The organism is Apibacter sp. B2912 (assembly GCF_009827835.1).
GTDB lineage: Bacteria > Bacteroidota > Bacteroidia > Flavobacteriales > Weeksellaceae > Apibacter.
Window position 1 is genome coordinate 197019 of the sequence record NZ_WINV01000002.1, and the last position, 19320, is coordinate 216338.

A 19320-nucleotide genomic window follows, 5' to 3' on the forward strand; every position below is an offset into this window, starting at 1 on the left:
TGATGATTGTATGAATTATCCCAGCAAAATATTAGAAAAAGCAGTTGAAGAAATTTCACAACTTCCGGGTATTGGTAGGAGGACGGCCCTACGTCTAGCCTTGCATTTATTGGATATACCTGAAATTCAGGCAGATAATTTATCAAAATCAATTAGTCAGTTAGTACATGAAATAAAGCACTGTAAACTGTGCAACAATCTATCGGATACTGAGATCTGTACCATCTGTGCAAATCCATATCGAAATGAAAAAATTATCTGTGTGGTTGAAGATGTAAGAGATGTAATGGCAATAGAAAGTACCCAACAGTTCAATGGGAAATATCATGTATTGGGGGGAAGAATTTCCCCTATGGAAGGAGTCAGCGCAACCGATTTGTGTATCAATCCGCTAATTGAAAGAGTTAAAGAGCAGGGAACAGAGGAAATTATATTTGCATTAAGTGCTACTATAGAAGGAGACACAACCATGTTTTATTTATATAAGGTATTGAATGATTCTCATATAAAATTCACGGCAATAGCAAGAGGAATAGGAGTCGGTGATGAACTTGAATATACGGATGAGTTAACTTTAATACGCTCCATACAAAACAGAGTACCTTATAAACAAGGAATTAAGTAGTTCTTAAAGTAATTAAAAAATAATTAATGAATTTGAAACAACTTTCAATTATTATTGTTAATTATAATGTAAAAGATCTTTTAAAAAATTGCATTCAAAGTTGTTTACATGCAATAAAAACAATTGATGCAGAAATTATTATTGTAGACAATAATTCCAATGACGGAAGCAAAGAATTTATAACGCGACTATTTCCTCAAGTTAAATGGATTCAAAACTCGGCAAATTTAGGTTTCTCTAAAGCAAATAATATAGGTGTAACGTATTCAAAGGGAAACTATTTACTAATTCTCAATCCCGATACTATTGTTAAGCCGGATGTTTTTGAAAAAATTATACCTTTTGCCGAACATGCAAAAAAATTTGGAGCCTTAGGGGTTCGAATTACCGATGAACACAACCATTATCGACCGGAATCAAAAAGAAATTATCCGAATCCTAAAAATACATTTGATAAGTTATTCAGCCAATTATTTTTTAGTAAATCAACAAAATCTAAAGGCTATTATAATACGGAATTGGGTGAATATGATATTGGAAATGTGGAAATTTTAACAGGATGCTTTTTCTTTACTACCAAAAAAATATATACTGAAGTAGGAGGTTTCGATGAATCTTATTTTATGTATGGTGAAGATATCGATCTAAGTTATACTATTTTAAAAGCCGGTTATCAAAATTATTATTACGGAAAAACTTCTATAATACATTATAAAGGAGCAGCTACTAAAATAGATAAATTGTATTACAAAAATTTCTATAATGCTATGGAAATTTTTGTAAGAAAATACTTTAAAAAGCCTTTTATAATGTATATTTTCCTATTGTTCGGATTAAAAATAAGATATTATTTAGCTTTATTAATATTTAGCATGCAAAGAAAAAAATAACACAATATTTATAAAAAAATGCTCATAAATTTGAATAAATTTATGAGCATTTTTTTTTGGAAAACTACTTATTTTAATCTTTGAAAACTTTTAAATTAGAAGAAAGTATAAAAATACAAATTCCAAAAATACCTATTAAAGCAAAGGAAAATCTAAGATTAAGAGCTTCGGATATGTAACCTATTACCGGAGGACCTAATAAAAAACCTATAAATCCTATGCTGGAAACTATAGTCAATGCCATGCCGGTTGGAATTTTAGTTTTCTGTCCTGATAAGCTGTAAATAGTGGGTATTATGCTGGATACCCCTAAACCGATAATCATAAAAGACAAAGTAGTAATAATCAGATTAGGAAAGGCAACAGAAATAAATAAGCCCAATGATATCAGTATACCACTTAGTTGAACTACACGTTTTCTTCCCCATTTTTGTATGGCATGATCAGCAATAAAACGACCACTTGCCATCATAATCATAAACGAGGTAAAACCTAAAGGAGCCCAATTTTTGGAAGCTTTAACGATTTCTTCAAAATATATCCCACTCCAATCAAACATGGCACCTTCGGAAGCCATACCACAAAAAGCAGTAATTCCCAAAAGAAATAAAAATTTTTCAGGTTTTTGCTTCTCTTTTTTACTTTTTGTTTCTGAATTTTTATCAGAAATATTTTTTGCGTCTATTTGTAGATATTTGAAATTAAACAAAATAAGTACCCCTACTGTAAAAAGAATAAACAAATAATGTTGAAAAGGCGATAATCCTAAGTTTACCATTACTAAACCTATTAAAGAACCGGTAAATCCGGCTATGCTCCAGCCTCCATGAAAAGAAGACATGATGGATTTTTTGTATAGATTTTCAACAAGTATTCCTTGAGTATTAACGGAAATATTACAAAAATTACCAAAAAAGCCAAACAAAATTAAAGTAAGAATTAACATTAATTCGGTTTGTGAACATCCGATTAATAATAAACTTAAGGCATAGCAAGGAAGAGAAGCTATCAATATTTTTTTACTTCCCATCTTAGATATTAAAAATCCCGATAGGGTCATCCCTAAAATTTGACCAACCGGCAGCATTAATAAAATAGTTCCCCAGGAAGCATCCCCTAATTTCAAAAAGTTTTTAATATCGGGAATCCTGCTGGCCCAGCTGGAAAAACAGATTCCTTGTGAAAAGTAAAAAGCAAATACCCCCAAACGGATTCTTTTGGGCGATAGATTGTTAGGCTTCGAATCAATAGCGTTAGTCATGAATAAAATTTTGTTTTTTTTTGAAAATTAGCTGCAAATTTAATTCGCAAGTTTGTAAAATCATAAAATATTATGTAAAGCACTTAAATGAGGACATTTTGTTTTAAATTAAACTAATTAACAAAAATTTAACATTTATATTGTTTCGTGGTTCTATAATTTTGTGCTAAATTATAATAGATAAAACAATGAAAAAAGTATTTTTATTTTTAAGTATACTTGCTGCAAGTATGAGCTATTCTCAAAATCATCATTGGGGATATGAAGGAGAATCTTCTCCGGAACATTGGGGAGAATTGGAAGAAGGAAAACAATGCGGTACAGGTAAATTTCAATCGCCAATTAACATTTCAAAATCTAACTATAAAAAAGATTTATCGCCTATACAATTTAATTACGGATCCGGAGAAATCGAGGATATCGAAGACAATGGGCATTCTCTTCAATTTGATTTTAAATCGGGAAGCACCATTACGTACAACAAAAAAGTTTATACCTTAGTTCAATTCCACGCTCATGAAGAATCTGAACATACCATTGATAGAGTGAGATACCCGTTGGAATTACATTTTGTTCATAAAGCAGAAGATGGTTCAGTATTGGTAATTGGTGTTATGGTAAAAGAGGGCAATTTAAATTCTTATTTTGAAAAACTCGAAATTTTTAAAACATTAAAAGGGTTAGGAAAAATTAATACAGTTATAAAATTCAACCCTGAAAATTTATATCCAAAAGATAAATCCTATTACACATATTTAGGATCTTTGACTACCCCTCCTTGTGCAGAAAATGTTACTTGGATCGTATTTAAAAATCCAATAACTATGAGCGAAGAAGAAATTGATGAAATAAAATATCACTTACCAAAATCAAATAATAGACCTCTTCAACCTTTAAACGGTAGAAAAATATTTAATAATTAAAAAAATACAGTCATAACTTAAATTCCCTGATTATACTTTTAATAATCAGGGAATTTTAATAAAATCATAAAAATTATTTAATACTAATTATATTAATTTCAGTAAATAAATTAAATACGTAATTTTGCACTATGCTAAACGAAATCAGGAAATCCGTAGCTTTTCATACCATAGGATGTAAATTAAATTTTGCTGAAACTTCTACAATTGCTCGACAATTAATAGAGGAAGGATTTGTAAAGGTATCTTTTGAAGAAACAGCAGATGTTTATATTATTAACACATGTTCGGTAACCGATAATGCCGATAAAGAGTGTAAAACTATCGTTAAAAGAGCGTTACATTTAAATCCTGATGCTCTGATTTGTATTATTGGATGTTATGCTCAATTAAAACCGCATGAAATCAGTAAGATTGACGGGGTAGATTTAGTTTTGGGTGCAAAAGAAAAGTTTAATATCCACAAGTATATTATGGATCTTAAAAAAGATTCTGAAGTAAAAGTTCATTCTTGTGAGGTTGATCAAGCTGATTTTTTTGTAGGTTCCTATTCAATTGGAGACAGAACACGTGCTTTTTTAAAAGTACAGGATGGTTGTGATTATAAATGTACGTATTGTACTATTCCTTTAGCAAGAGGAATTTCACGTTCTGCAGAGCTTGAAACCATTATTAAACAAGCCGAAGAAATTTCTGAGAAAGGAATTAAAGAAATTGTACTTACAGGAGTGAATATAGGTGATTATGGAAAAGGTGAATTTGGAAATAAAAAACATCAACATACTTTTTTAGAATTAATACAGAATTTAGATAGGGTAGAAGCCATAGAACGCATACGAATATCTTCAATTGAACCAAATTTGCTTAAGGATGAGATTATTGATTATGTTGCTGATTCGAATATTTTCGTTCCTCATTTCCATATTCCTTTACAATCCGGCTGCGATGATTTGTTGAAGAAAATGAAGAGAAGATATCTGACTCATTTATACAGCGATAGAATCCATAAGATACATTCTGTAATCAAAGATGCTTGCATAGGAGTTGATGTAATTGTAGGTTTTCCAGGAGAAACAGAAGAAAAGTTCTTAGAAACGTATAATTTTTTACAAAATTTGCCGATTAGTTATTTACATGTTTTCACTTATTCGGAGAGGGATAATACAGAAGCTGTTCATATGGAAGACAGGGTACCATATTCTGAGCGCAAGAAAAGGAATAAAATGTTAAAAATCCTTTCTGAAAAAAAACGCCATGCATTTTATGAATCTCAATTAGGCAAAGTTAAAACGGTTCTTTGGGAGCATGAGAACAAAAATGGGATGATGTACGGATATACTGAAAATTACGTACGCGTTAGTCAACCTTATAATCCTAAACTTATTAACCAATTAGAAGAAGTTTACCTGGATAAACTTGATTCTTTTGGAAATGTGCTGGTAAGATCTACCATTGCAGCTTACTAATTTAAGTATTAAAATTAGTACACATAAACCGTCGGTTTACGTTTAATTTAACTTTACAATCAAATGTTAAGAAATAGACGTCATTTCAATATCTTCGGAAGAATCTTTATATCCTAAGAAATATAAAATTCCATCTAATCCGATGGTAGATAAGGAATGATTCGCATTTTGTTTGACTGTTGGCTTCGCATGAAATGCAATTCCGAGTCCGGCTATGGATAACATAGGTAAATCATTTGCTCCATCGCCAACCGCAACAGTTTGTTGTATATCTATATTTTCAAAAGTTGAAATTAATTTTAAATATTCGGCTTTCTTTTTGCCATCCACAATATCTCCAATGTAATTACCTGTTAACTTTCCATCAATAATTTCCAATTTATTGGCAAATACATAATCAAAACCGAATTTTTCTTTGAGGTAGTCTCCGAAATAGGTAAATCCTCCGGATATAATTGCTGTTTTAAATCCACTTTTCTTTAGAACTCCCATTAATCGTTCGAGACCTTCAGTAATAGGTAAATTTTCTGCTATCTCTTTCAAAACGTTTTCATTCAAGCCTTTTAATAACTTTATTCTTTTTTTAAAACTTTCGGAAAAATCTATTTCTCCGTTCATGGCAGACTCAGTGATGGCTCTAACTTCATTTCCAACTCCGGCTTTTTCTGCAAGTTCATCGATAACTTCAGTTTGAATTAAGGTTGAATCCATATCGAAGCAAATCAGGCGTCTCATTCTTCGGTACCTGTTTTCCTCCTGTAAGGCAATATCAATATTTAAATCAGATGATAAGGATAAGAATTTATTTTGTATTTCTTTAAGGTTAGATAAATTTCCTCTTACAGCAAATTCAAAGCAGGTTCGATCAATATTTCGATCTAAAGGTATGCGTTCAGTTAAACGTATAATCCGTTCGATATTAAGTTTAAAATCCAATAAAACTTTAGAAACTTCAGAAATTTGGTTAGCACTGATTTCTTTACCTAAAATATTTATTATGTATCTGTTTTTACCCTGAACTTTAACCCAATTACTGTATTCTTCTTTGGTTAAGGCTGAAAATCTAACATTAATTTCTAATGAATTGGCTTTAAATAAAATTTCTTTTAAAATATTTCCGGAACTTCCGTTTTCAGACATGAAAATAATAGCTAAGGATAAAGAATGATGTATATTGGCTTGACCAATATCAAGTATTTTTGCATTATATTTTCCTAAGATATGAGTGATTGCTGTTGTTATTCCCGGTTTATCAACTCCTGATATGCTGACTAAAATTATTTCTGATGAATTTTTCATGTGAAAATTAATTTTTTTAAATCATTTAATTATTAATTTAACATTTTCCACAGTTTAATCATTTGTTTTGCTTCTTTTACATCATGAACACGCAAAATATGAGCACTTTTTTGTAAGGCGTACAAATTTAATGCGGACGTACCTATCAATGCTTCTTCAGCAGAAGTTTCTAAACATTTATAAATCATACTCTTTCTGGATATTCCTATATATAAAGGAAGATTAAATATTTTGAATTTATCTATATTTTTCAGCAAATCGTAATTTTGTTGTAAAGTCTTACTGAATCCAAATCCCGGATCTAATAAAATATCATTGACTCCAAATTTTCGTAATTCACTAATTTTTTTAGAAAAGTAATAATTAATATCGGTAATTATATTTTCATAATCTGTATAATTTCCCATAGTTTGAGGAGTTCCTCTCATATGCATTAAAACATAAGGAACGTTGAGTTTTCCCATAGTTTCAAACATTTTATTATCTAAAGTACCTCCCGAAATATCATTTATCATTCCCACTCCTTCATTGACACTTTCAATGGCAACTTTAGACCAAAAGGTATCGATCGATAATTTTACCCGAGGAAATTCTTTTTTAATAGCTTTAATTACTGGAATTACTATGCTTAGTTCTGTTTCATCAGATAAAAATTCGGAATCCGGACGAGTGGATTGTCCGCCAATATCAATGAAATCAGCGCCTTCATCTATTAATTTTTCTGTTTGTTTTAAAGCTTTATCAATAGTGGAATACCTACCACCATCAAAGAAAGAATCCGGAGTAACGTTTAGTATTCCGGCTACTTTAGGTTCATTACAATCGACCAAATCACCATTAATATTAATTGTCATATATCGTATTTGAAGCTGTAAATTTAAAAAAATAAATAAAGTTTAAAATAAATATTGACATACGGTTTAATATCATCCGTTTTTTATATTAATGAGGTTTAGTTATAAATCATATCTATAATTAAGTATAAATATTTTAAAATATAAATGGTTATGAAATTACTTTCCAGTATTTTATTATTATTATATTATTTATATTTTTGTACTTGAAAAAATAATTACTATTATATTAATTTTTAAAATAATTAATTTAATTAAAAAAGGATAGATCTTTATATAATTATTAAAATAGTATAATAAACTATATTGTAACAATTTAATGAAATGATAGACCAATAGATATCAAAATTTAATCTTAAAATTAAGAGATAAAATGTATTCAGATCTTATCTGTCATGCAACTAACAATATAGTCAATTAGTAAACAACTATAAATAAAAAGATATAGTAAGTAAAATTAATTTATTTTTGCGCTCTTAAAACTAGGATTAAATGAAAAAATCTGTGAATAAAAATAATATCATATGGATTGATAATCTTAGGGCTGTTTCGGCAATAGGAATTATTTTATTGCATGTGGCTGCCAGAATGTGCCATCAGTATGGAAGTATTCCTAATAAAAGTTGGTGGATATCAAACTTTTATATTAATATAGCCCGGTTTGGTGTACCGGTTTTTGTTATGATGACCGGTTTATTATCTTTGGGAAAGCAATACACATTTAAACATTTTACCAAAAAATTATCGAGAATATTAATACCTTTTTTATTTTGGAGTTTAATATATATTTTCTTTAAAATACTAGGTATTCATTATAAAGATCATGTGGATCTGGGATTTAGATTTGTTATAGATTATACCTATCTAGAATTGGTTTCGGGAGCGAGTTACCATATGTGGTATATTTATATGATTATAAGAATTTATCTATTATATCCGATTATCAATCAATGGATTTTAGATAGTAATCCAAAACAACAATTATATTTTATAGTTGTTTGTTTTTTAATATTTTTAATTTTCTATACGTTCTTTAGTACCGTTTATTTAGTTAACTATATAAAACTATATTCCGAATTCTTGGGATATTTAGTTTTAGGATATTATTTAATAAGAAGAAAATATGAATATAATGTTAAATATTATGTTTATGTATGTTTAACTATTTATTTATTGTCCTATTTTGGTATTTGCTTTGATACCTATATAACGTCAAAAATGAACAATTTTTATATAGAGCAATATAAGCCGTGGGATTTATTTCAAGCTCTTTCTGTTTTTCTACTTTTCTTCTTAGTTCCGGTGTTCAATAAAAAAAGTAAAATATTATCTTTTATAAGTAAATACAGTTACGGAATTTACCTAATACATGTGTTAGTTATGGCCTTAGTTGAACAATTGGGACTAAGCGCATTTTCTTTTAATCCTTTATTTTCTATTCCGATTACTACCTTACTCACTTTACTAATATCTATTATCATATTATATACTTTAGACAAGATACCTTTAGGAAAATATATAGTTAAATAGTACATTTGTAGGTATTAATGGAATAATGGAAAAAACATCAGAACAATTTGATTCAGTAATTTCAGTTTGTAAGGAATTATTTATAAAAAAAATGATTGATTACGGATCGGCTTGGAGAATATTACGATTGCCTTCCTTAACAGATCAGATATATATCAAAGCCAATCGAATTAGAACTATTCAGGAAAAAGGAAATCAAAAAATTTCAGAGGGAATCGACGAAGAATTTTTAGCTATAGTTAATTATTCTATTATGGCATTGATTCAATTGGAAAAAGGAATTGCAGAAAATCCTGATTTAAATTTAGAAGAGGCTGTACAGCTTTACGATGAAAAGGTTAGCCAGGCTAAAAACTTAATGATGCGTAAGAACCATGACTATGGAGAAGCTTGGAGAGATCTGAGAATAAGTTCGATCACAGATTTAATTTTGCAAAAATTATTGCGTATAAAACAAATTGAAAATAATGAAGGCAAAACATTAGTTTCCGAAGGTTTAGACGCCAATTATTTTGATATACTAAATTATTCTGTATTTGCTTTAATTCTTCATCAGGAAATTAATTAATTGTTGTTACATGAAATTTTTAACTCAATTTTTTAGAATACTTGTTGGAGTAGTTTTCATAATTTCCGGCTATGTTAAAACTATTGATCCCATTGGATTTTCATATAAATTGGAAGAATATTTTGGAGAAAGTGTGTTTAATCTGCCGAGCTTACATCACTTAGCGCTTCCGTTGTCTATTTTTTTTGTAGTTTTTGAAGTCATGTTGGGGGTATTTCTTTTATTGGGAGTTTGGAAAAAATTTACACTTTCTTCTTTAGTTTTATTAATAATTTTCTTTTCATTTTTAACTTTTTATTCTGCATATTTCCACAAAGTAACTGATTGTGGTTGCTTTGGAGATGCCCTTAAATTATCACCGTGGACTTCATTTGGAAAAGATATTGTTCTTTTGGTAATGATTTTAATCTTAGTTTACGGTTCAAAATACATCCGTTCTGTATTTTCTGTAAAAATTAATTGGATAATCGTTAGTGTCTCTTTTGCTATCTGTATATGGACTGTTTATCAAGGCATTGCCCATTTACCCATTATTGATTTTAGACCTTATGCTGTGGGAAAAAATCTTAAAGAAGGTATGAATGACGGTGAACCGGAGCAAAATATAATTATATATACACTCAAGAATACATCTAATGAGATTAAAAAAATGAATTCCGAGGAATATATCAGTTCCGGAATTTGGAAAGACACCCTAACGTGGAAGATCAACGATACTTCGGTTAAAATTTTAAAAGGGGCAAAATTACCTTCTGTTCACGATTTTACAGTAGAATGTTTAGGAAATGATATAACGCAAGATATTTTAGATCAAGAAAAAATAGTAATAATTACTGTGCCTTTTGCAAAAAAACTTAGTATTATTGAACGAGCTAAATTGAGAAAAATCACTTTTCAATTTAACGAGAAAAAACTTAATTTTGTTATTTTAACGAATGATCCACAATATTTGAATCCTTTATCTTCATGCATTACAGATCAAACAACATTAAAAACAATTAATAGAAGCAATCCCGGGGTACTAATATTAAAAAGAGGAATAGTTGTTGCCAAATACAATGGTAACGATTTTCCAACCGTGAATGAAATAGAAAAATTATAAACTTAATAAACATACATATGAGAAAAAAAATTGTAGCCGGAAATTGGAAAATGAATAAAACATTGCCTGAAGCTAAAGCTTTATTAGCAGAAATTGACTCATTTATTCAATCGAATTCTCCTAAATGTGAAGTTGTTGTAGGAATACCTTTTATATATTTAGAAAATGCCAAAGCAAATCATAAAAATGTACAAGTTTTTTCTGAAGATATTTCCGAACACAAGTCGGGAGCATATACTGGAGAAATTTCCGCAGAAATGCTTACCTCTATTCAGGTAGACGGTTCAATCATTGGCCATTCTGAAAGAAGACAATATCATAAAGAAACAGACGAACAAATAGGAGCTAAAGTTAAAATTGCATTAGATAATGGTTTAACCCCTATTTTTTGTAATGGAGAATTATTAGAAGAAAGAAAAGCAGGTAAACATTTTGAAGTAGTTAAAAGACAAACCGAAATAGCTTTGTTTAACTTATCAGCTGAAGAAATCGTTAAAGTGGTAATTGCTTATGAACCGGTTTGGGCTATTGGTACCGGCGAAACAGCTACTCCGGAACAAGCGCAAGAAATACATGCATATATCCGTTCATTAATTGCTGATAAATATGGAAAAGAGGTTGCTGATTCAATATCCATTCTATATGGAGGAAGTGTGAAACCGGATAATGCTAAAGAAATTTTCTCAAAACCGGATGTTGACGGTGGATTAATCGGCGGGGCTTCTTTAAATGTTAAAGACTTTGGATCATTAATCAATACATACAAAGAAATTTAATTACATTATAAAATTAGATTTAGAAAAAACAGATTCATTTATTCGAATCTGTTTTTTTATTTGGTTTTATAGAGTATGAAATACCTTAAATACTAGTAAATATCAATATTTTTACGTATATTTGTAAGCATTTCTTGAAATAAATTAACGATTAAAAAATGAGTGAACAAAAATATACTGCAGATAGTATTCAAGCGCTTGAAGGAATTGAACATGTACGTATGCGTCCCTCCATGTATATTGGGGATGTGGGAGTTAGAGGATTACATCATTTAGTATATGAGGTAGTTGACAATTCCATTGATGAGGCTTTAGCCGGGTATTGCGATACTATTAATGTAAGTATAGGAAAAGATAATTCTATAACGGTAAAAGATAACGGTCGAGGTATTCCTGTAGATACCAATAAACAGACAGGATTGTCTGCCTTAGAATTGGTTATGACTAAAATTGGAGCAGGAGGGAAATTTGATAAAGATTCATATAAAGTTTCTGGTGGATTGCATGGAGTGGGAGTGTCCTGTGTCAATGCATTATCTACTGAATTGATTGCTACCGTTAACAGAGACGGTAAACAATACCAGCAAAAATACTCTAAAGGGGTTGCATTAACTTCTGTTGAAATTGTTGGGGTTTCCACCCATACAGGAACTACAGTAACATTTATTCCCGACAGTTCAATTTTTACCGAAACTATTTATAATTACGATACATTAGCCACTCGTCTTCGTGAACTTTCATTTTTGAACAAAGGAATTACTATTACTTTATCAGATGAACGTGAAGTAGATGAAGAAGGCAACATTAGATCGGAAGAATTTTATTCTGAAAGAGGATTAGAGGAATTTGTCGAATTTATAGATGAGAACAGAGAACCCTTAATGGATGAAATCATCCATATGGAGGGAGAGATTGATGAAATACCGGTTGAAGTTGCTATGAGGTATAATACTTCGTATACGGAAAATATTCATTCATATGTAAATAATATTAATACCCATGAAGGGGGAACACATTTAACCGGGTTTAGAAGGGCGTTAACCAGAACCTTGAAAAAATATGCCGATGAAAATATTAATTTGGCAAAAGAAAAGGTTGAAATTACCGGTGACGATTTTCGTGAAGGTTTGACTGCTGTTGTTTCCGTTAAAGTCATGGAACCTCAGTTTGAAGGACAAACTAAAACTAAATTAGGTAATTCGGAAGTTAGTTCTGCTGTAGATAAAATAGTTGCAGAAATGTTAACTAATTATCTGGAAGAACATCCTAATGAAGCAAAACAAATTGTTCAAAAAGTTCTTCTTGCAGCAAAAGCGCGACAAGCGGCTAAAAAAGCAAGAGAACTCGTACAAAGAAAATCTCCGTTAGGAGGAAGCGGTTTGCCGGGAAAATTAGCTGATTGTTCTTCACGTAAAGCAGAGGAAAGTGAATTATTCTTAGTCGAAGGAGATTCAGCAGGGGGGACAGCCAAACAAGGTAGAGACAGAAACTTTCAAGCGATCCTTCCATTGAGAGGTAAAATACTTAATGTAGAAAAAGCTGTTAGCTATAAAGTATTTGAAAGTGATGAAATAAAAAATATTTATACCGCCTTAGGGGTATCTGTAGGTACGGAAGAAGATTCCAAAGAATTAAACCTTTCTAAGCTAAGATATCATAAAGTGGTAATTATGACCGATGCGGATGTAGACGGTTCTCACATTACAACTTTAATATTAACCTTTTTCTTTCGTTACATGAAAGAAATGATTGAAAAAGGATATATTTATATTGCAACCCCTCCTTTATATTTATTGAAAAAAGGAAATAAAGAATATTATGCCTGGGATGATAAACATAGAGAGGAAATAGCTTCACAATTAGGTAATGCTCAAGGTAAAGGTTTTACCGTTCAAAGGTATAAAGGTTTAGGAGAAATGAATGCTGAACAGCTTTGGGATACGACTATGAATCCTGAAAAAAGAACGTTGAGACAAGTTACTATCAATAATGCATCTGAGGCTGATCGAATATTCTCCATGTTAATGGGAGATGATGTACCGCCTCGTAGAGAATTTATTGAAAAAAATGCTGTTTATGCAAATATTGATGCTTAAAATATTATAACATTATATATAAAAAAGCCTATTTAATAAAAATAGGCTTTTTTAATTAGTAATATTTTAGATTAAACTTGGTACACTTCAGAATGTATTAACTTTATAACATTTATTTCATCTTTATCTAGTTGTATTTCACGAAGAGACATTAATTTCATTGGGTAACTTTTACCATCCTGATGATAGGAAGGTTGTTTATATTCAATTTCATTCCATAATTTGAATCCTAATCGTTCATAAAAATTAATTCGACGTATATCCCAATGTGAAGTAGGAGGTTCCACTTCAAGTACAATAGGTTGTGAAATTTTTTCTATGAATAGTTGCATAATCTTACTTCCATATCCTTTTTGTCTATAAACAGAAGAAATCGCAAAATGTTCAATAAATGTAAAAGTATTTAATTTCCAGTAAGTAATGAAACCAATTCTTTCGTTGTCTTTTATACATAATAAGATTTTAAATTTATCTTTATAATCTTCATAAAGTTTAAACATTTGATCCGTAGGCCTCCTTTCTTCAACAGGAAAAGATTTTATATAATTATTTTCGACAAATGTAATTTCATTTTGATCTAAAAGATTTAATTTTTCAAGTTTCATATTAATTTATGGAATTTTATTTAAAATTGAGAGTAAACACTTTTATTAAAAAATTGAATATAATTTATTTCAAAACGATCAAATTTATTAATGATTATCAAAATAATCTGAAGAATGATAATCTTTTTCTTGATCAGTTGTATTTAAATTTTCATTGTTATCAGTACTAATGGTAGCAGAATTATTATAATTAATATTCGGTTCACTTTCAGTTGAAATATTATTTTCACTCTGACCTTCAGTAGAAACTTTACCTTCTAGAGTGTCTAATTTGTTTTGGAAACCTTGAATGACCAATGTTTGAGAATTTAATTCTTGATCAATGTCTTTATTACGGTTTTTTAAAGTTTGTAACTCCGCTTCATTTAAAATTATCCTTTCTTTAATTTTAGTTAGATTATCTTGTTCTTTGTCGGAAATTTTGGAGTTGGCTTTTAAGTCAATTTTATTGTAATCGTCACGAATAATTTTTTCTAAATATAAAATTCTATCGGAATTACGAACTTTTTCTTTAGTAAGCTTTATGGTAAAACTTTTCGCATTCGTTAAATCATCAATTACACAAGATTTTTGAATGTCTAACTTAAATTCTTCAAGAATTGGGATTGCTAATTCTTTTTCAGTAGTATTTGAATTGATGAAAGTATTGGATAAATTATGAAAAGAAGTGAATATCGTCATACTTTTATCATCATTATATTCATATGCAAAATTTCCTAACCATCTTTCACCATTTGGTGAAAATTTAATATCCGAACCATACACTTTATTAACAATTCCACCTTTCACTTTACCTCCTTGTTTTTTGATAAAATTCTTCCAAGTATTTACTAGGACTTCCTTATTACAAATTGGTAATGTAAAACTTAAGGATTCCATAATCTTGTTTTTTTCTGTATATGAAGATTCTTCAATAGTTTGAGAATGTGCAAAAGCACAGATAAAACTTAAAAGTATAATAGGTGTTTTATTCATCGTTTTAAAGATTTAATATAATGGGCTGCAATTTCCTCACCTGAACTAACCGATTTTATAGCCCATTTTATTTTTAAATTAAGTTTTTGAATTTCAGTTAACTGCCAATTTAAATGACTATCTTCCAATTTCTTTCTCATTTCATAAAAACATATTCCGGCTGCTACAGAAACATTAAGACTTTCTGTAAAACCTAACATTGGAATTTTAATACACGCATCAGCATAATTTAAAGTTTCTTCATTTATACCTTTAAATTCAGTACCGAAAATTAAAGCTGTTGGCTGAGTTAGTTGAAAATCATAAATATCTATAGCATTTTTTTCAGGAGAAACTGCTACCAATTGATACCCATTTTCTTTAATCTCTTTTAAAGATTCCAGATTTGAAGATTTATAAGAGATATCAATCCATTTATCGGCTCCCCTTGCTACGGTACTTTCCGGCTTAAATTCATTTCTGTTTTCCAGGGCAATCAATGATTGAAACCCAAAAGCTTCCATACTTCTAACTATGGCACCGGCATTACGATATTGATACAGATCTTCAAGTATGGGAAGTACATAATTTGATCTGTAATTAACTAAATTTTCTATTTTTTCAAATTTTTCTTTTGATATAAAATCTGTTAAATAGTTATATAAATCCAAATTATTCAAAAATTCTTTTGAAATCATGTTTCAAAAATAACAATTAAAGCTGTTAATATTTTCATAAATTGCAATTTAAAACCGAGAAATATAAATGAAACGTAAGATTTTATTAATTTATACAGGAGGAACTATAGGAATGATCAAAGAGTATAGCACAGGTACATTAAAACCTTTTGATTTTAATGCGCTATTAAAGCATATACCCGAGATAGAACTAATTGATGCAGATATAGATATCAACGTATTTGAAAAACCTATTGATTCTTCAGACATAGATATTCATGATTGGATTACATTAGGCAATATACTTGAAAATTCTTATTTCAAATATGACGGATTTGTAATATTGCACGGTACGGATACGATGTCCTATACTGCTTCTATGATGAGTTTTATGTTACAAGGATTGAAAAAACCTGTAGTATTTACGGGATCTCAATTGCCAATTGGTGAATTACGAACAGATGCCAAAGAAAATTTGATAACTTCAATTTATTATGCTTCTTTATATGAGAATGATAAGCCTGTTATCAACGAAGTGTGTATTTATTTTGAATATAAATTATATAGAGCAAACAGAACAACCAAATTCTCAGCAGAACATTTTGATGCTTATATTTCACCTAATTATCCTAAATTAGGAGAGTCCGGCGTTAATCTTGGAGTTTTTAAAGAATATCTTTTAAAACCTGGTCATACAGATTTTAAGGTAAATAAAAATCTAGTTAATAAAATTGATATATTCACATTTTTTCCGGGAAAAAATAAGTATTTATTAGATCGAATGGTTTCAGACAATGATCTAGAAGGGATTATCTTAAGAACCTTCGGTTCGGGAAATATTCCTTCCGACAAAGAAACATTAAGAGCCTTACATAAAGCCAAGGAATTAGGAAAAGAAATTATAGTTATTACACAGTGTGTAAGAGGAAATGTAAATTTTGGGAAATATCATAATAGCCTTATATTTAAAGATTTAGGAGTAATATGTGGTTATGATATAACAGTAGAAGCTGCCACAACTAAACTAATGTATTTACTCGGACAAAATTTAAAAGGAAATGTACTCAAAAAACAGTTTGAGGAAAATTTATCCGGTGAAATAACTCAAAAATATAAATAAATTGTCAATATATTATATATTTTAAATTAATAGGAAGTAACAAATTTAAGCATTTTAACAGAGCAATAAAATAAAGTTAAAGCTAAAAATAATAAAGAATTTTCCAAATTAAGTAATGAAATAAATCGTTTAAATTTCATGGCGTATGCTTTTCTTAGTGTTAATTTCCGCAAATATATAAATTTTTACATAATTAAAATATAAGTTCAACTCTTTTTTAGATTGAGAATATCTATTTTTATTATGAATTGTAAAAAAATATATCACTCAATTTTAATATAAATTATATTTAAAATTTAACAATATTAATAACAATAATTTTGATGTATATATTTAATTATAAACAATAATTTTATCATAAAATAAATATATATTTAAAATAAATTATATAGAAAATATTTTAAAATAATATTTTTATAATAAAATAATATTTTATAAATTTAATTATAAAATGAAATTATTTTAAAATCTATTTTTTTTATTAATACTATAAAAAAATAGGGAATTAAAATTTTTAAGATTAAATCAAATTATTGTAGTAAGTTGAATATTCATATATATTTATATTATTTGAAAATATAAATGGCTTAAAATTTGAAAAATTAAATATTATATATGATATTATAATTGTGGTCAAATAAATAAAATTCCATTTTTATTTTCAGTTTTATTTTCAGAAACTAATTATTACCTTTGGCAAAAAAATTGAGAATATTAAATTTAAGAATATATTTTTATAAGATTTATAAGTATTAATAAAAAATAATAAAAAACTGTATGATAAGAAATATACCATTTATTTATATAACTATTTTGTTATTAAATTTTTCTATTTTAAAATCACAAGTTCAATACGGTGTTAAGGGAAGCTTGCAATTTACTAATGTTAGAAATATCCATAGACATTCCGAAACACGTATTTTTGCTCCTGCTATTGGCTTATTTGCACAAATTCCTTTTAATGATTTTAATGATGCTTGGTTTTTTAAACCCGAAATAGTTTACTCTGAACAAGGGGAAAAAGACGGAAAAGAAATGAATACTAAATTTTTTCAAACATATATAAATGTTCCATTAATGGTAAAATACTATTTTGGTGACTTTATATTTCCGCCATGTTGTAGAGGTAAAGAAACTCACGAATTATTTATCGAAGTAGGTCCTCAATTGGGGTATTTAATTAAAGAAAAAAATAAAGGAAGGGATAAAAGATGGTATGGAGGGGCTTCAAAATTTGATATTTCTGCAGGTCTAGGTGGAGGCGTAAGCTTTTTAAGAAAACATGAAGTGGGGCTTAGGTACAATTTTGGATTAAATGATATTTATAAAGATAATAATGGATATTCAAAACATGGGAAATGGTATAAGTCTCATAATACATCAAATCTTGCGGTATCATATTTTTACTTTTTTTAACTTATTAACTAATTATTAATATTAGTAATTTGTAGTTTTTTAAGTAGTGATTTTAATTTAAACTAATATTAAGCTTAACTATAAATAAATTCCAAAAATATAATTTTCCAAAATAATTGATTTGGTGTTTAAATAAAATTATTTTTATTTATAAAATATTTTTAGTATTCTATTTTATATTAATTTTTTATTAGTTATTAAATACTTATAAGTATATAATATTTATTTTGTTAAAATCTTATTTAATATTTACTATATAAATTTTAATAATCTAAAATTTATTTTTATAAAATAAATATGAAAACTTAATTGAAAATGTGATTAGTAAAAATCAGTTGAAAATCAAATAATTATACAAGTACTTAGAAAATATTGATAAAGAATACTTCGCTTAAGTAATTATTTTCATTTTGTATTTATAAAAAAGTTAAGTTTTGCTAGGTAATTTGATAAATATTTAAAAACACTAAATTGAATAAATTTAAATTTATTATAGTTTTATTAAATATATATCAAATATCTTTAATTTCATATATGTGTTTATTATAAACTACATATAGCTTTAACTTCAGGTATATTTAATTATCTATGTATTTATAAAATCTTATCCTAAATATTGATCATACTAAAAATTGTAACAAAAATTTTGTTACAAATTTAAATTATGTTACAAAAAAATTGGCAGAAAATGGCAGAAAATGGCATAGATAAAAAAACGTAAAAAATGTTTATAAACCGCGTAAACAAAAGAAAACCCGCTTAAATAGCGGGTTTATTAGCAGAGAAGATGGGATTCGAACATTAATTTAATACCAACAACTTATAGTTACTGGTATCAAAAAGTATTAATTAAGGTTGTTAAAGCTATTTTTTAAAAAATAATAACACATTTTAGAGGTATCAACTTGTTTCCAATCGTAAAAGTTGAAATTTTGATTTTTAGATAGTACCTTTTCAAAATAACCTATAGAAAAAATTAATAGTTCTAAGATTACTGTATTATTGTTTTTTAACCAGTTAAATTTTTCATTAGATATTAGGCCTTTTTTATTAAGGTATAACATGATCTTAAGCAGTTCCTTTTCTTCATTTTTTTTTAAGTTCTTAGTGTAAACGCAATTTATAAAAAAAACGGTATAACATCCATATGTTAAATAT

17 protein-coding genes are annotated in these 19320 nt (G+C 28.2%); 11 read left to right on the top strand and 6 right to left on the bottom strand.

Features of this window, described 5'->3' with window-relative positions; translation table 11 throughout:
* Positions 1-10 precede the first annotated feature (10 nt).
* Together recR and GFV01_RS04220 are read left to right on the top strand one after the other, a co-directional pair.
* A complete protein-coding gene (gene recR, locus GFV01_RS04215; RefSeq protein ID WP_160556690.1) occupies positions 11-625 on the top strand; it encodes a recombination mediator RecR in 615 nt (204 codons plus the stop codon).
* 26 nt (positions 626-651) lie between these two features.
* The gene (locus GFV01_RS04220; protein WP_160565059.1) at positions 652-1515 is read left to right on the top strand and encodes a glycosyltransferase family 2 protein; all 864 of its coding nucleotides are present in this window, start codon (positions 652-654) and stop codon (positions 1513-1515) included.
* 73 nt (positions 1516-1588) lie between these two features.
* Here GFV01_RS04220 and GFV01_RS04225 read toward each other — a convergent pair whose 3' ends face one another.
* A complete protein-coding gene (locus GFV01_RS04225) occupies positions 1589-2776 on the bottom strand; it encodes an MFS transporter (protein ID WP_160565061.1) in 1188 nt (395 codons plus the stop codon).
* A gap of 188 nt (positions 2777-2964) precedes the next feature.
* On the opposite strand from GFV01_RS04225, the gene GFV01_RS04230 reads away from it, so the two are divergent.
* Entirely contained in the window at positions 2965-3699 is a 735-nt protein-coding gene (locus GFV01_RS04230; protein ID WP_160543249.1) for a carbonic anhydrase, read from the top strand.
* Between the two features lie 131 nt (positions 3700-3830).
* Positions 3831-5165, top strand: a complete 1335-nt coding sequence (gene mtaB, locus GFV01_RS04235; protein WP_160565063.1) for a tRNA (N(6)-L-threonylcarbamoyladenosine(37)-C(2))-methylthiotransferase MtaB — start codon at positions 3831-3833, stop codon at positions 5163-5165.
* 66 nt (positions 5166-5231) lie between these two features.
* Here mtaB and serB read toward each other — a convergent pair whose 3' ends face one another.
* Together serB and folP are read right to left on the bottom strand one after the other, a co-directional pair.
* Positions 5232-6464: a phosphoserine phosphatase SerB gene (gene serB / locus GFV01_RS04240; protein WP_160565065.1), complete on the bottom strand. Its 1233-nt coding sequence runs from the start codon at positions 6462-6464 to the stop codon at positions 5232-5234.
* A gap of 32 nt (positions 6465-6496) precedes the next feature.
* Entirely contained in the window at positions 6497-7318 is an 822-nt protein-coding gene (folP, locus tag GFV01_RS04245; RefSeq protein ID WP_160565067.1) for a dihydropteroate synthase, read from the bottom strand.
* 492 nt (positions 7319-7810) lie between these two features.
* Here folP and GFV01_RS04250 point away from each other — a divergent pair, with 492 nt between their 5' ends.
* The 5 genes from GFV01_RS04250 to gyrB all read left to right on the top strand — a co-directional run bounded on the left by GFV01_RS04250 (position 7811) and on the right by gyrB (position 13390).
* Positions 7811-8848, top strand: coding sequence for an acyltransferase (locus GFV01_RS04250; RefSeq protein ID WP_160565069.1), 1038 nt, complete (start codon positions 7811-7813; stop codon positions 8846-8848).
* 25 nt (positions 8849-8873) lie between these two features.
* Positions 8874-9416 carry a DUF1599 domain-containing protein gene (locus tag GFV01_RS04255; RefSeq protein ID WP_160565071.1) on the top strand — a complete coding sequence of 181 codons (543 nt, stop codon included), beginning with the start codon at positions 8874-8876 and terminating at the stop codon, positions 9414-9416.
* 10 nt (positions 9417-9426) lie between these two features.
* Entirely contained in the window at positions 9427-10518 is a 1092-nt protein-coding gene (locus tag GFV01_RS04260) for a BT_3928 family protein (RefSeq protein ID WP_160565072.1), read from the top strand.
* Between the two features lie 17 nt (positions 10519-10535).
* Positions 10536-11294, top strand: a complete 759-nt coding sequence (tpiA, locus tag GFV01_RS04265) for a triose-phosphate isomerase (protein WP_160565074.1) — start codon at positions 10536-10538, stop codon at positions 11292-11294.
* Positions 11295-11452: 158 nt separating this feature from the next.
* Positions 11453-13390: a DNA topoisomerase (ATP-hydrolyzing) subunit B gene (gene gyrB, locus GFV01_RS04270; protein ID WP_160543257.1), complete on the top strand. Its 1938-nt coding sequence runs from the start codon at positions 11453-11455 to the stop codon at positions 13388-13390.
* A 71-nt stretch (positions 13391-13461) separates the two neighbouring features.
* Here the strand turns inward: gyrB and GFV01_RS04275 are convergent, their stop codons facing one another.
* The 3 genes from GFV01_RS04275 to GFV01_RS04285 all read right to left on the bottom strand — a co-directional run bounded on the left by GFV01_RS04275 (position 13462) and on the right by GFV01_RS04285 (position 15647).
* Positions 13462-13995 carry a GNAT family N-acetyltransferase gene (locus tag GFV01_RS04275; protein ID WP_160565076.1) on the bottom strand — a complete coding sequence of 178 codons (534 nt, stop codon included), beginning with the start codon at positions 13993-13995 and terminating at the stop codon, positions 13462-13464.
* Positions 13996-14082: 87 nt separating this feature from the next.
* Complete coding sequence (locus GFV01_RS04280) at positions 14083-14970, bottom strand: hypothetical protein (RefSeq protein ID WP_160565078.1); 888 nt, start codon at positions 14968-14970, stop codon at positions 14083-14085.
* Positions 14967-15647 carry an RNA methyltransferase gene (locus GFV01_RS04285; protein WP_160565080.1) on the bottom strand — a complete coding sequence of 227 codons (681 nt, stop codon included), beginning with the start codon at positions 15645-15647 and terminating at the stop codon, positions 14967-14969. The genes GFV01_RS04280 and GFV01_RS04285 overlap by 4 nt, the downstream gene beginning before the upstream one ends.
* Positions 15648-15714: 67 nt before the next feature.
* Here GFV01_RS04285 and GFV01_RS04290 point away from each other — a divergent pair, with 67 nt between their 5' ends.
* Both GFV01_RS04290 and GFV01_RS04295 read left to right on the top strand, forming a co-directional pair.
* Positions 15715-16746, top strand: coding sequence for an asparaginase (locus GFV01_RS04290; protein WP_185150323.1), 1032 nt, complete (start codon positions 15715-15717; stop codon positions 16744-16746).
* A 777-nt stretch (positions 16747-17523) separates the two neighbouring features.
* A complete protein-coding gene (locus tag GFV01_RS04295) occupies positions 17524-18162 on the top strand; it encodes a porin family protein (RefSeq protein ID WP_160556675.1) in 639 nt (212 codons plus the stop codon).
* The last annotated feature ends 1158 nt before the right edge of the window (positions 18163-19320 follow it).